Source organism: Pseudomonas sp. v388, assembly GCF_003935425.1.
Taxonomy (GTDB): domain Bacteria; phylum Pseudomonadota; class Gammaproteobacteria; order Pseudomonadales; family Pseudomonadaceae; genus Aquipseudomonas.
Genome location: NZ_RHQN01000002.1, coordinates 27091 through 41099 on the forward strand (window position 1 = coordinate 27091; position 14009 = coordinate 41099).

A 14009-nucleotide genomic window follows, 5' to 3' on the forward strand; every position below is an offset into this window, starting at 1 on the left:
ACGAACTTCTGCCTTCCTTAAAGCGACGAGTATTTCTTGCGCAGGCGCTGACGGATCAGCTCTGCGAAGGTGTTCATCACAAAGGTGAACACCAGCAACACCAGCGCGGCCAGAAACAGCACGCGATAGTGACTGCCACCCACTTCCGACTCGGGCATTTCCACCGCCACGTTGGCCGCCAGCGTGCGCATGCCCTCGAACAGGTTCATGTCCATGATCGGTGTGTTGCCGGTGGCCATCAGCACGATCATGGTTTCCCCGACCGCACGGCCCATGCCGATCATCAACGCCGAGAAGATGCCGGGACTGGCCGTCAGGATCACGACTCGTGTCAGCGTCTGCCAGGCGGTTGCACCCAGCGCCAGCGAACCCAGCGTCAGGCTGCGCGGCACGCTGAACACGGCGTCTTCGGCGATGGAGTAAATATTGGGGATCACGGCGAAGCCCATGGCGATGCCGACCACCAGTGCGTTGCGCTGATCGAAGGTGATGCCCAGGTCTTCCCTGATCCAGGTGCGCATGTCTCCGGCGAACAACCAGTTCTCCAGGTGCGGGCTCATGCTCAGCGAGCACCAGCCCACCAGCACAATCACCGGAATCAGCAGCGCGCTTTCCCAGCCGTCAGGCACCCGCAGGCGAATCGAGTCAGGCAGCCGCGCCCAGGCGAAACCCGCCAGCAGAATGCCGATAGGCGTCAGCAGCAGCAGGCTGAAGACGCCGGGCAGATGAGCTTCCAGATACGGCGCCAGGAACAGTCCGGCGAAGAAACCCAGGATGACCGTGGGCATCGCTTCCATCAGCTCGATCACCGGCTTGACCTTGCGGCGCATGCCCGGCGCCATGAAGTACGCCGTGTAGATCGCCGCGGCAACCGCCAGCGGTGCGGCCAGCAGCATGGCGTAGAACGCCGCTTTCAGGGTGCCGTAGGTCAGTGGGGCAAGGCTCAGCTTGGGTTCGAAGTCGGAGTTGGACGCCGTGGACTGCCAGACGTACTGCGGCTTGTCGTAGTTTTCATACCAGACCTTGCCCCACAGCGAACTCCAGGACACTTCCGGGTGCGGGTTGTCCAGCGTGAACGGCAGGATCTTGCCGCCGCTCTCCAGCAGAATGTGGTTGGCGCGCGGGGACATCGCCAGAATGCCGGGGCCTTCTGCAACCTTGTCCACCAGCAGCGTGCGATGCGCAGTGCTATGGAACACGCCGAGCCGGCCGGCTGCATCCACGGCAATGAACCCTTTGCGGCGCTGCTCCGACTTGATCTGCATGACCGGCGCATCGCTCATCCTGAAATCGCGAACATGCATGAAGCGTGGTTCGCCGTCGGTATCCCGAGCCATGAACCACTGGGCCATGCCGCCCTTGGAGTTGCCGATCACCAGCGAAATACCGCCAACCAGCTGCGTGCTGGCGGTGATTTCGGCGTTGGCGTCTTCCAGCAGTTTGTAGCGGCCGTTGAGGGTGCTGTCGCGCAGGCTGAACACGTCCGCCTGCGCCCGCCCATTGATGACATACAGCCACTGCTGACGCGGATCGATGTAGATGGCCTTGACCGTGGCAGAGGTCTGCGGCAGCTCGATACGCGTCTGCTCGCTGGTCATCTCGCCGGTCATCATGTTTTCGGTCTGTTCGATCGCCAGCACATGCAACTGAGTGCCGGTAGCGCCGGCCAGCTTCAGACGCTCGCCATCCGCGGTAAGCGTAACGTGCTCGACCGGCCGCCCTTGCTCGTCCAGCACCAGCGGTGTCTCGCCATACGGCCAGACGACACTGGGCGTGATGGTCTTGCGATTATCGGGATAGGTGGTCTTGTAGATGTGGCGAAACACCAGCACCTGGCCGTTGGACAAACCCAGTGCGATCAACGGTGCGCCGGGCTGGTCCTTGCCGATGGACACCACTTTTGCGCCGGCCGGCAACGGCACGCTCAGGCGCTGCAATTGGGCGCCGCTCTCCAGATCGAAGAAGACCATTTCGCCCTTGTCGGAAATGCGCATCCCGACCTGGTTCTGCTCTTCGATGGTGATCATCAGCGGATTGCCCGCGTCCTGCATCCACGGGGCGCTGAGGGGATTCCGGGCCGTGAGGCTCGCGCCCTGAAACAACGGAGCGACGACGTAGGCCAGGTAAAAGAAGATCAGCGTGATGGCCGCGAGCACCGCCAGGCCACCCACCGCCACGTACCACCGCGTCACGCGATCCTTCAGGGCGCGGACACGCCGCTTGCGCTGCATCTGCGGCGTATTGAAGTCGATACGCTTGGGCAGCGAACGCTCGTCGGTGGTGGATTTGGCCAGCTCATTCATGCACAGATACCGTAGGCGCCCCGTATGACAGATTCGTTACAGCAGGGTGACGCAAAAAAGCCCGCCGCCCATGGATATTGGCAGCGGACCATTCGATTGACGACAAGACCCATCCTTGAGCCTCGCTGATAAATTCAACTACTTCGCCGCGACACCACTGGCGTTCTGCAGCCCCAGATCCGCCAGGGCTTTTTCAACGACCCGCGACGGCAATGGGATGTAACCGTCCTTCATGACCACTTCCTGTCCCTGACGAGACAGCACCAGCTTGAGGAATTCAGCCTCCAGTGGCGCCAGTGGCTTGTTGGGCGCCTTGTTCACGTAAACGTACAGGAAACGCGACAGCGGATAGGTGCCGTTCAAGGTGTTGGCTTCGTTGTCTTCGACAAAGGCGCCGCCTTCCTTCTTGGCCAGTGGCACGGTTTTGACGCTCGATGTCTTGTAACCGATACCTGAATAACCGATGCCGTTGAGCGAACTGCTGATGGAACTGACCACCGATGCCGAACCCGGCTGCTCGTTGACGTTGGCCTTGAAGTCGCCTTTGCACAGCGCCTCTTCCTTGAAGTAGCCGTAAGTGCCCGAGACCGAGTTGCGGCCAAACAATTGAATCGGCTTGCCTGCTAGGTCGCCGGTCACGCCGACGTCGCCCCAGGTCTTGGCATCGGCCTTGGCGCCGCACAGGCGGGTGGAGGAAAAAATCGCGTCCACCTGCTGCAGCGTCAGCCCCTTGATCGGGTTGTCTTTGTGAACGAACACGGCCAGGGCATCGACGGCCACCGGGATGGCCGTGGGTTTGTAGCCATGTTTCTGCTCGAACGCCGACAGCTCACCGTCCTTCATCTTGCGGCTCATCGGGCCGAGGTTGGCGGTGCCTTCGGTCAGCGCGGGCGGTGCCGTCGAAGAACCGGCCGCCTGAATCTGGATGTTCACGCTAGGGTATTCTCGCTTGTAGGCCTCGGCCCACAAGGTCATCAGGTTCGCCAGCGTATCGGAACCTACACTCGAGAGGTTGCCTGAAACGCCGCTGGTCTTGGTGTAGGACTTGATCGCGGGATCAACGGCGGCGAACGAATTGGCTGCCGCAACACCAGCGGCAACGAACGTCAGGGCGGTCATCAGGTTCTTGAGTGTCATGCCACGCGCTCCTAAGGAGAGTATCCACGATCAATATTTTGCTCATCGCATGAACACTTTATGAACTGATTGTGACAATAAGATGAAAAAAGGCCACCGTCTTCAAAAGAGGGTGGCCTTTGTATATCACGCATGATTGTCCGCCGAATGCTGTCGGCGATGGCTCAGCGCTTCTTCGACAGCAGGTACACGCCGATCGCCATGCCCATGCCGCACAGGATCGCGACATACCACGCCGGCCCCATCGGGCTGGACTTGAGCATGAACGTCACCACCATCGGGGTCAGGCCACCAAAGATGGCGTAGGCCAGGTTGTAGGAGAACGACAGGCCGGAGAAACGCACCACCGGCGGGAATGCCTTGACCATGACATACGGAACCGCACCGATGGTGCCGACGAACAGGCCGGTCAACGCATAGAGCGGGAACAGCACGCCGGGGTTATCACCCAGGATGTGATAGAAGGTCCAGGAACTCACCAGCAGACCGGCGCTTCCCAACAGGAACACCCAACCTGCGCCGAAGCGGTCGGCCAGCGCGCCGGCGCCGATGCACCCCAGGCTCAGGAACACGATTGCCAGGCTGTTGGCCTTCAGGGCAGTCGCTGCGGGAAAACCATAGATGGTCTGCAGAATGGTCGGCGTCATCAGGATCACCACGATGATGCCGGCCGACAGCAGCCAGGTCATCAGCATGGACAGCGCCACTGCCCCACGATGGTCGCGCAGCACGGCCTTGAGCGGCACTTCATCGGCCAGCGCCTTGCGCAGTTGCAGCTCGGCGAACACCGGGGTTTCGTGCAGCAGGCGACGCAGGTAGACCGACATCAGGCCGAACACACCGCCCAGCAGGAAGGGAATCCGCCAGGCGTAGTCCGACACTTCCACCGGGGTGTAGATACTGTTGATGGCCGTGGCCACCAGAGAACCCAGAAGAATGCCCGCAGTCAGCCCGGCCGTCAGCGTGCCGCAAGCGTAACCGACGTAACGTGCCGGCACGTGCTCGGACACGAACACCCAGGCGCCCGGCACTTCACCGCCGATGGCAGCGCCCTGAATGACGCGCATCAGCAGCAACAGGATAGGCGCCCACATCCCGATCTGGGCATAGGTCGGAAGCAAGCCCATGATCAAGGTCGGAACGGCCATCATGAAAATGCTCAAGGTGAACATCTTCTTGCGCCCCAACAGGTCACCGAAGTGCGCCATGATGATGCCACCCAGCGGCCGCGCGAGGTAACCGGCGGCAAAAATGCCGAAGGTCTGCATCATGCGCAGCCAGTCCGGCATGTCTACCGGGAAGAACAGCTTCCCGACGACGGCGGCAAAAAACACGAAAATGATGAAGTCGTAAAACTCCAGCGCCCCACCCAGGGCAGAGAGCGACAGAGTTTTGTAATCGCTTCGGGTCAACGGCCGCGCCGGTTGCGCAGCGCTTGAAGGTACGGATGACATGACAAGGGCTTCTCTTAACTTTCTTTGAATGGGCAAGCGACAGCTACGCTGGCTGCGGCGGGGTGGCATGCAGAAGCGATCGTCCGGCGGCAATTGTGCGGGTGGGCACCAAAATTGCCTGTACAGGTGATCTTGTTACCTGTAAGGGTCAGGCAAGATAGCAAATTGCTTCAAAAAACACATGATTAGAACAGTGCAACGGCAAAATGAAGACCCAACGGTCGTCCTGTGACGTTGCGGCCGATATACTCGCAGGCTGTCACCGGCATTGGGAATTTGTGCGAAAACGTCTGAATCAGCGGTTTTCGCAGAGTTTCCCTTCAGGCGCCTTCCGGGCGTGGGACGTGCACTGATCGCACAACCTTCACGCCCGGGGTTTCAAATGGCCCTGTCAACCGCGACAAAAATAATGAGAGTCATGGGTCAGAGGCACCCTAGGCATGATTGAGCTCGAACAGGAAGATCCAACTCCGCAAGGCGACCTTGCCTTGCAAATCACCGCACTTCCGCGGGAAACCAACGGCTTTGGCGATATCTTCGGCGGCTGGCTGGTCTCCCAGATGGACCTGGCCGGCACCGCGATGGCCAGCAAAGTGGCCGCCGGACGCGTTGCCACCGTTGCCATCGACCGCATGGCGTTCCTGGTCCCGGTTGCCGTTGGTGAGCAATTGTCCTTCTATACCCGAACCCTGGAAGTGGGCCGCACCTCGATCAAGATGATGGTCGAGGTCTGGAGCGACGATCCGCTGACCAGCGAATGGCGCAAGGTGACCGAGGCGGTGTTCGTCTTCGTGGCTATCGACGGCAGCGGCAGGACACGCTCGGTGCCCGCACGGCGCTGATCGCCGTTCGGGTATTTGCCGGGCAGTCGGTTAAACTCGACGATTGTAGAGGGGTCTATCTCCGTCACAGTCCTTGAGCGAGAACTACGCATGTCCACACTTCCGGCTGAACCCTCCATCGAATCGGTCCAGTTCGACGAACTTGAATGCTGGCGGATTCGCCACGGCAACGCCGAACTGCTGGTCGCCCGCCAAGGCGCGCAGATCCTCAGCTATCAGGTCGACGGTCAGGAACCGCTGATCTGGCTGAATGACGAGGCCGTGTTCAAGCAAGGCAAGCCGGTTCGTGCAGGCATGCCGATCTGCTGGCCGTGGTTCGGTAATCTGGAGCGCAATCCCGACAGCGTGCAGGCCATGCGCCAGAGCAGCGAGCCGGCCAAGGCCCACGGCGAAGTGCGCGCCTTGAACTGGGAATTACTGGGCGTGGGTGAAGACGGCGACGCCTTGCTGGTCGAACTGGTGCTGCCGCAGGCCGAAGGCCAGTTGCCCGGCTGGCCGCACAACGTCGCGCTCAAGCTGAGCATCCGCATGGACCAGGCGCTGAACGTCAGTCTGGTCAGCTACAACGGCGGCAGTGAAACCGTGACCCTGAGCCAGGCGCTGCACACCTACTTCGCGGTCAGCGATGTCCGTCAGATCAGCATCGAAGGGCTGAACGGCCTGCGCTACATCGAAACCCTTGAAAACTGGGAAGAGCGCGAGCAGGCCGGTGACCTGACCTTCGGCGGCGAAACCGACCGCATCTACCTCGATACGCCGAATCTGCTGAGCATTGTCGACCCACAATGGCAGCGGCGGATTCAGGTCCACACCTCCGGCTCGAACTCGGCCATCCTGTGGAATCCGTGGATCGAGAAGACCAGGAAATTCACTGACATGGCTGCCGACGGCTGGCAGCGGATGGTCTGTGTCGAAACCGCCAACGTGCTCGATGACGTGGTGACACTGGCGCCGGACGAAATGCACGTCATGGCCGTGAGCATCTGGGCCGAAGCGCTGCCGGAATAAGCGCTGCCAAGGCGTCAGAGGTCCGATTCGACAACGACCCGGGCCTTTGACGCATCCATCGCATAGGCCGCGTCGGCCAGATCATTATTGACCTTCTCTATCTTCAACGTGCCCGTTACCCACAGCGGCACGTAGATATCATCGAGCTTCACACCCTTGGGATAACGCACCAGCACCAGTTGGTTGGGCGGTGGAGGCGGCACGTGGATGCAGGCGCCCGGATACGGCACCAGGAAAAACAGGGTAGCGTTGCCTTTGGCGTCGGTTTCCAGCGGAACCGGATAACCACCAAGGCGAATGTTCTTGCCGTTCATCGCTGCCACGGTTTTGGTCGAGTACATCACCGCGGGCAAGCCCTTGCTCTGCTTCAGTCCGCCCTTGCTGTCGAACGTGCCCATGGCCTCCGGCGAGTCGTGGTCGATTTCCGGCATAGCTTCCAGTGCCTGCTGATCGGACGGGGGCATCAGCTCGAGCCAGTCGGTTTCAGGTACCTCGGCTTGGGCGAGCCCGGATAGCAACAACAGGGTAATGAACGCAAAGCGACGCATGGACAGTGCTCGGGAGGGCGAAAAGTGCCGCGTATTCTAATGCGCGGGCGGGGCTTGCACCTTGCTCTTTCGTCGTAGAAACAGCTTTGCGACAGGTCAAAAACGCAGCAGCCCCTGCACGCGAACGGGCAAGGGCTGAGCGGATGCTACTGCCAGGGGATCAGGCTTTCTTTTTGATCAGCCCGTACAGGACCAGCAGAATGATCGCGCCTACCAACGCGCCGAGGAAACCTGCACCCTCGCCTGCCTTGTAGAAACCGACTGCCTGGCCGCCATACGTTGCAGCCAGCGAACCGGCGATACCCAACAGAATGGTCATGATCCAACCCATGCTGTCATCGCCAGGCTTGAGGAACCGGGCCAGCAGGCCGACGATCAAGCCAATGAAGATGGTTCCGATAATACCCATGCCATTTCCCTCTGTATGAATTGGACACACAAACGCCTGATTGCAGCGTTGTTACTGGTATCTGAGAACAGAGGGTTGGAATGGTTCCGGAAAGCATGCCTTTGCAGACAACATCCTCCAGAAATGCCGTCGCCAGCGAGCGGCCCCCTGCACGACGGAGGAGCCAGCTTGCTGGCGAAGAGATCGGCACAGACGCGGCTCGTATTCGCCAGCAAGCTGACTCCTACGGGTAAAAGCTACCAAGGCTGATCAGATTTTGATCAACGCCTCAACCTGCTTGACTTGACGGTCAAGGGTGGCACGGTCAGCGCTGCGCACCGTGGCATGGCCGACCTTGCGGCCTGCCTTGAACGCCTTGCCGTAGTGATGCAGATGGCAGTCTTGCACCGCCAGCACTTTATCCACAGCCGGCACTTCACCGATGAAGTTGAGCATCGCGCTTTCGCCGACCTTGGCAGTCGACCCCAGCGGCAGACCGGCAACCGCCCGCAGATGGTTCTCGAACTGGCTGCATTCAGCGCCTTCGGTGGTCCAGTGCCCGGAGTTATGCACACGCGGCGCGATCTCGTTGGCCTTCAGGCCACCGTCGACCTCGAAGAACTCGAACGCCAGCACGCCGACGTAATCGAGCTGCTTGAGCACACGGCCAGCATAATCCTGGGCCAGCGCCTGCAACGGGTGATCGGTGCTGGCGATGGAGAGACGCAGGATGCCGCTGTCGTGGGTGTTGTGCACCAGCGGGTAGAAACAGGTTTCCCCGTCACGACCCCGCACGGCGATCAACGACACTTCACCGGTGAACGGCACAAAGCCTTCCAGCAGGCAAGGCACGCTGCCCAGCTCGGCGAAAGTGCCCACCACATCAGCCGCCGTGCGCAGCACTTTCTGCCCCTTGCCGTCGTAACCCAGCGTACGGGTTTTCAGGACTGCGGGCAGACCGATACTCGCTACCGCAGCGTCCAGATCGGCCTGGGACTGGATATCGGCGAACTCCGGCGTCGGAATGCCGAGGTCCTTGAACATGCTCTTCTCGAACCAGCGGTCACGGGCGATGCGCAGGGCTTCGGCACTCGGGTAGACCGGCACGAACTGCGAGAGGAAAGCCACCGTTTCAGCCGGTACGCTTTCGAACTCGAAGGTCACCAGATCCACCTCGTCGGCCAGCTGGCGCAGGTGGTCGAGATCGCCGTAGTCGGCACGCAGATGTTCACCCAGCGCAGCGGCGCAGGCGTCCGGCGCCGGGTCGAGAAAAGCGAAGTTCATCCCCAGCGGTGTACCCGCCAGAGCCAACATGCGACCCAACTGGCCGCCACCGATTACACCGATCTTCATGAAAAACCTCAGGCGTCGCGCGGGTCCGGGTTGCCCAGAACGCTGTCTGTCTGATCAGCACGGAATTGCTTCAGCACTGCATGGAATTGTGGATGCTTGGCGCCCAGGATGCTGGCTGACAGCAGAGCGGCGTTGATCGCGCCGGCCTTGCCGATGGCCAGGGTGGCGACCGGAATGCCGGCCGGCATCTGCACGATCGACAGCAGGGAATCGACACCCGACAGCATCGAGGACTGCACCGGAACGCCCAGGACCGGCAGGTGCGTCTTGGCTGCGCACATGCCCGGCAAATGCGCTGCGCCGCCGGCGCCGGCGATGATGACTTCGATGCCTCGGCCTTCGGCTTCTTCGGCGTACTGGAACAGCAGGTCCGGCGTCCGGTGGGCTGAGACCACCTTGACTTCGTAAGGGATGCCGAGCTTGTCCAGCGTATCTGCGGTGTGGCTAAGGGTGGACCAATCGGACTTGGAACCCATGATCACGCCAACCAGTGCGCTCATCGTCGTGCCTCTCATCAGGCGCCCGCAGGCGCTGCAAAAAACAAACAAGCCACGCGGGGTGACCGGCGTGGCTTGCTGTACGAAAAATGACCGATCAAACCGGCCAAAGGCCGCGCAGTATACCGCAAAGCGTCAGGATGACAGCCCCCTGGGCGACCATCCGTTACAGCTTTTTACCACTGCGGCGTCAGGACGACTCTTGCGCCGCCGCGCCTTCAAGTTTGCGCCACAGCAGCCGGACGTTGGCTTTGCGCACCAAGGCGCAGCGGTACAGACGAATTTCCAGCGGGACGTGCCATTGCGGGCCGCCGCAGACCACCAGTTCGCCCCGCGCCAGCTCGGCGCGCACGCTCAGCTGCGGCACCCAGGCGATCCCCAGCCCTTCGAGCGCCATGCTTTTAAGGCTGTCAGCCATTGCGGTTTCGTAGACAGTCGTGAAACGCAGGTTGCGCTGACGCAGCAGCAGGTTCACCGAACGCCCCAGAAAAGCCCCGGCGCTGTAGGCCAGCAAAGGCACGCTGCCCTCGCCTTCGATGTCGAACAGCGGCTGCCCGTTGGCATCTGCCGCACAGACCGGCAGCATCTCGGTCTGCCCAAGATGCAGTGAAGGAAATATTTCGGCGTCCATCTGCAGGGCCGCATCCGGGTCGTAGAACGCCAGCATCAGGTCGCAGCCGCCTTCGCGCAACGCGTGAACGGCATCGCCGACGTTGGTTGCTACCAGACGGGTCGCGATATTCAGGCCTTCATTGCGCAGCTGCGCGATCCAGCGCGGGAAGAACCCCAGGGCCAGGGAGTGCGCGGCCGCCACCTGCATCACTTCGCCCTGCCCGCCTTCCAGATGATGAAGGTGGCGAACCACTTCGCCCAATTGCTCGACCACGGTTCGCGCGGTGACCAGAAACAATTGACCGGCAGCCGTAAGCTCGATTGGCGTGCGCGAACGGTTGACCAAGGTCAGCCCCAACGCGGCCTCCAGGCTGCGGATGCGACGACTGAAAGCCGGCTGCGTTACGAAACGCCGCTCGGCAGCCTGGGAAAAGCTGCGCGTTGCGGCGAGGGCGCTGAAGTCCTCCAGCCATTTGCTTTCCAGATTCATCACATCTCCCGGATTGATCTCAGGATGGCAGGCCATCCAGTGCCGACGACCTGCCCACGTTCCGCATACGGACGGCGTCACACCATCGTTATGCCGTTCTTGCATAGCCCAGCTTGTAACAGCATTGGTCAATCATAACCGCAAAGCCCACTATTCGGGGCGTTCCGGCATTGTCCGTGCCTATCTTGAGACTCTCTCTATCATGTCCTCGTCTGCATCATCGCGCATCGAAAAAGACCTGCTTGGTGTCCTCGAAGTACCTGCCCACGCTTACTACGGCATTCAGACCCTGCGAGCGGTGAACAATTTCCACCTCTCCGGCGTGCCGCTTTCCCACTACCCGAAACTGGTCGTGGCACTGGCAATGGTCAAGCAGGCGGCAGCAGACGCCAACCACCAGCTCGGGCACCTCAACGACGCCAAGCATGCGGCGATCAGCGAAGCCTGCGCACGGCTGATCCGTGGCGATTTCCACGATCAGTTCGTGGTGGACATGATCCAGGGCGGCGCCGGCACGTCGACCAACATGAATGCCAACGAAGTCATCGCCAACATTGCGTTGGAAACCATGGGCTTCGAGAAAGGTGAATACAAGCACCTGCACCCCAACAACGACGTGAACATGGCGCAGTCGACTAACGACGCCTACCCGACGGCCATCCGCCTGGGTCTGCTGTTGGGCCATGACGCGCTGCTGGCCAGCCTCGCCAGCCTGATCCAGGCGTTCGCCGCCAAGGGTGAAGAATTCAACCACGTCCTGAAAATGGGCCGCACCCAGCTGCAGGACGCTGTTCCGATGACGCTTGGCCAGGAATTCCGCGCCTTCGCCACGACCCTGACCGAAGACCTGAACCGCCTGCGCAGCCTGGCGCCGGAGCTGCTGACCGAAGTGAACCTGGGCGGCACGGCGATCGGCACCGGCATCAACGCCGACCCTGGCTATCAGCACCTGGCGGTCGAGCGTCTGGCGACCATCAGCGGCCAGCCGCTGGTGCCTGCCGCCGACCTGATCGAAGCAACCTCCGACATGGGCGCGTTCGTGCTGTTCTCCGGCATGCTCAAGCGCACCGCGGTCAAGCTGTCGAAGATCTGCAACGACCTGCGCCTGCTGTCCAGCGGCCCGCGCACCGGCATCAATGAAATCAACCTGCCGGCGCGCCAGCCGGGCAGTTCGATCATGCCGGGCAAGGTCAACCCGGTGATTCCCGAGGCCGTCAATCAGGTGGCTTTCGAGATCATCGGCAACGACCTGGCACTGACCATGGCGGCCGAAGGCGGCCAATTGCAGCTCAACGTCATGGAGCCTTTGATCGCTTACAAGATCTTCGACTCGATTCGCCTGCTGCAACGTGCCATGGACATGCTGCGCGAGCATTGCATCGTCGGCATCACCGCCAACGAACAGCGCTGCCGCGAGCTGGTCGAGCATTCGATCGGTCTGGTCACCGCGCTCAACCCTTACATCGGCTACGAGAATTCGACCCGTATCGCACGCATCGCGCTGGAAACCGGCCGTGGCGTACTGGAACTGGTCCGTGAAGAGGGCCTGCTCGACGACACCATGCTCGACGACATCCTGCGTCCGGAAAACATGATTGCCCCGCGTCTGGCGCCCTTGAAGGCCTGATGCATCACGCAACACGCTCACCAGGTTGAGGGTCCTAGACAGCCCTCGGCTTTTGAGGGTCTGGGAGTGATTCTCCAGGCCCTTTTTTTTGCCTGCTCGTCGGAAATCCACTCGTGTTTTTCCTACATCAGGCGACTCGTTTTCCCTGCAAACACAGGGGGAACATTCATTTAGCGCCGTAAATGAAGAATCAGTCACACAAGAAAACGGCTACAGACGTAAAAACTTCGCACCGGTATAGTGCGCCCCCTCAAATGTAACGAGGAATAACAAAAATGCTGGAAATGATTAACGACTTCCTCTCAGGCAAAGTGCTGATCGTCCTTATTGTCGGCCTGGGCGGGTATTTCACGATCCGCTCACGGTTTGTCCAGTTTCGCCATTTCTTCCATATGTTCGCCGTATTCCGCGACAGCCTGCGCAGCAGCTCCGGCCAACTGAGTTCCTTTCAGGCCTTGATGCTCAGCCTCGCCGGTCGCGTCGGTGCGGGGAACATTGCCGGTGTCGGCATTGCCGTGACCCTCGGCGGCCCCGGCGCCGTGTTCTGGATGTGGGTGACCGCGCTGGTCGGCATGTCCAGCAGCTTCATCGAATGCGCCCTGGCCCAGCTGTACAAGCGCAAGGACTCCGAAGGCCAGTTCCGCGGTGGCCCGTCGTTCTACATCGAGCACGGTCTGGGCAAGCGCTGGCTGGGTATGGTCATGGCCGTGCTGCTGCTGGTGACCTTCGGCTTCTCGTTCAACGGCCTGCAATCCCACGCAGTAACCGACTCGCTGCACAGCGCGTTCGGCGTCGACTCGATGACCACCGGCATCTGCCTGGTCGTGCTGCTGGGCATGGCCTTCATCGGCGGCATCAAGCGTATCGCCGCGATTTCCGACCTGCTGGTTCCGGTCAAGACACTGATCTACATCGCGGTCACCCTCTACGTTATCGCCATCCAGATCGACCACGTACCGGCCATGCTGATGACCATCGTCAAGAGCGCCTTCGGCCTTGACCCGGTTTTCGGCGGCCTGATTGGCAGTGCGATTGTCATGGGCGTCAAGCGTGGCGTTTTCGCCAACGAAGCGGGCCTTGGCAGTGCGCCGAACGTCGCGGCCGTGGCTCAGGTCGAGCACCCGGTTGCCCAGGGCGTGGTCCAGGCATTCAGCGTGTTTCTCGACACCTTCGTGATCTGCACCTGCACCGCGCTGCTGATTCTGCTGTCGGGTATCTACGACGTGGGCTACGACGGCAACGGTATCGTGCTGGCGCAAAATTCGCTTGCCGCAGTTGTCGGTGACTGGGGTCGGATCTTCATCAGCGTTGCGCTGGCGTTGTTCGTATTCACTTCGATCCTCTACAACTACTACCTGGGCGAAAACAGCCTGCGCTACCTGGTTGGCGAAAAGCTCGGCGCCCTGGTGGGCTACCGGATTCTGGTGCTGGTGCTGATTCTCTGGGGTGCAGTGGTGGACCTCAAGACCGTGTTCGCCTTTGCCGACATCGCCATGACCATGCTTGCGTTCGTCAACCTGATCGCTCTGGCCCTGCTGTTCAAGGTCGCCCGACGCATCCTGGCCGACTACGATGCACAGCGTAAAGCCGGGATCAAGACACCGGTCTTCGACTCCAGCAAATTCCCGGATCTGGACCTGGACCGCACCGCATGGCCGGCCAACCCGACCGGGCAGCCGGTAAACACGGCCGAGGTAGACGCCAAACCCGTTCAAGCACAGTAATCACCGAAGCGCCGCGCAGGAGAACA

At 61.0% G+C, this 14009-nt stretch carries 12 protein-coding genes; 4 read left to right on the plus strand and 8 right to left on the minus strand.

The window, feature by feature from the left end; translation table 11 throughout:
• Positions 1 to 17: 17 nt before the first annotated feature.
• The 3 genes from EGJ27_RS04240 to EGJ27_RS04250 all read right to left on the minus strand — a co-directional run bounded on the left by EGJ27_RS04240 (position 18) and on the right by EGJ27_RS04250 (position 4894).
• Positions 18 to 2303, minus strand: coding sequence for an ABC transporter permease subunit (locus EGJ27_RS04240; protein WP_125829483.1), 2286 nt, complete (start codon positions 2301 to 2303; stop codon positions 18 to 20).
• A 138-nt stretch (positions 2304 to 2441) separates the two neighbouring features.
• Positions 2442 to 3440 carry a phosphate ABC transporter substrate-binding protein PstS family protein gene (locus EGJ27_RS04245; RefSeq protein WP_125829484.1) on the minus strand — a complete coding sequence of 333 codons (999 nt, stop codon included), beginning with the start codon at positions 3438 to 3440 and terminating at the stop codon, positions 2442 to 2444.
• A 164-nt stretch (positions 3441 to 3604) separates the two neighbouring features.
• Positions 3605 to 4894: an MFS transporter gene (locus EGJ27_RS04250; RefSeq protein WP_125829485.1), complete on the minus strand. Its 1290-nt coding sequence runs from the start codon at positions 4892 to 4894 to the stop codon at positions 3605 to 3607.
• A 440-nt stretch (positions 4895 to 5334) separates the two neighbouring features.
• On the opposite strand from EGJ27_RS04250, the gene EGJ27_RS04255 reads away from it, so the two are divergent.
• Positions 5335 to 5736 carry an acyl-CoA thioesterase gene (locus tag EGJ27_RS04255; RefSeq protein WP_125829486.1) on the plus strand — a complete coding sequence of 134 codons (402 nt, stop codon included), beginning with the start codon at positions 5335 to 5337 and terminating at the stop codon, positions 5734 to 5736.
• Positions 5737 to 5826: 90 nt separating this feature from the next.
• Entirely contained in the window at positions 5827 to 6744 is a 918-nt protein-coding gene (locus tag EGJ27_RS04260) for a D-hexose-6-phosphate mutarotase (RefSeq protein WP_125829487.1), read from the plus strand.
• Between the two features lie 14 nt (positions 6745 to 6758).
• Here the strand turns inward: EGJ27_RS04260 and EGJ27_RS04265 are convergent, their stop codons facing one another.
• From EGJ27_RS04265 to EGJ27_RS04285, 5 genes are all read right to left on the minus strand, one after another.
• Positions 6759 to 7292 carry a DUF3299 domain-containing protein gene (locus tag EGJ27_RS04265; protein WP_125829488.1) on the minus strand — a complete coding sequence of 178 codons (534 nt, stop codon included), beginning with the start codon at positions 7290 to 7292 and terminating at the stop codon, positions 6759 to 6761.
• A gap of 160 nt (positions 7293 to 7452) precedes the next feature.
• Complete coding sequence (locus tag EGJ27_RS04270; protein ID WP_125829489.1) at positions 7453 to 7701, minus strand: GlsB/YeaQ/YmgE family stress response membrane protein; 249 nt, start codon at positions 7699 to 7701, stop codon at positions 7453 to 7455.
• A 249-nt stretch (positions 7702 to 7950) separates the two neighbouring features.
• Positions 7951 to 9033: a 5-(carboxyamino)imidazole ribonucleotide synthase gene (locus EGJ27_RS04275; protein ID WP_125829490.1), complete on the minus strand. Its 1083-nt coding sequence runs from the start codon at positions 9031 to 9033 to the stop codon at positions 7951 to 7953.
• A gap of 8 nt (positions 9034 to 9041) precedes the next feature.
• A complete protein-coding gene (gene purE / locus EGJ27_RS04280) occupies positions 9042 to 9533 on the minus strand; it encodes a 5-(carboxyamino)imidazole ribonucleotide mutase (RefSeq protein WP_125829491.1) in 492 nt (163 codons plus the stop codon).
• A gap of 187 nt (positions 9534 to 9720) precedes the next feature.
• Positions 9721 to 10632 carry a LysR substrate-binding domain-containing protein gene (locus tag EGJ27_RS04285; protein WP_125829492.1) on the minus strand — a complete coding sequence of 304 codons (912 nt, stop codon included), beginning with the start codon at positions 10630 to 10632 and terminating at the stop codon, positions 9721 to 9723.
• 202 nt (positions 10633 to 10834) lie between these two features.
• Here EGJ27_RS04285 and aspA point away from each other — a divergent pair, with 202 nt between their 5' ends.
• The gene (gene aspA / locus EGJ27_RS04290; protein WP_125829493.1) at positions 10835 to 12259 is read left to right on the plus strand and encodes an aspartate ammonia-lyase; all 1425 of its coding nucleotides are present in this window, start codon (positions 10835 to 10837) and stop codon (positions 12257 to 12259) included.
• A 275-nt stretch (positions 12260 to 12534) separates the two neighbouring features.
• Positions 12535 to 13983 (plus strand): sodium:alanine symporter family protein, encoded by a 1449-nt coding sequence (locus EGJ27_RS04295; RefSeq protein ID WP_125829494.1) that lies wholly within the window; start codon positions 12535 to 12537, stop codon positions 13981 to 13983.
• Positions 13984 to 14009 lie beyond the last annotated feature (26 nt).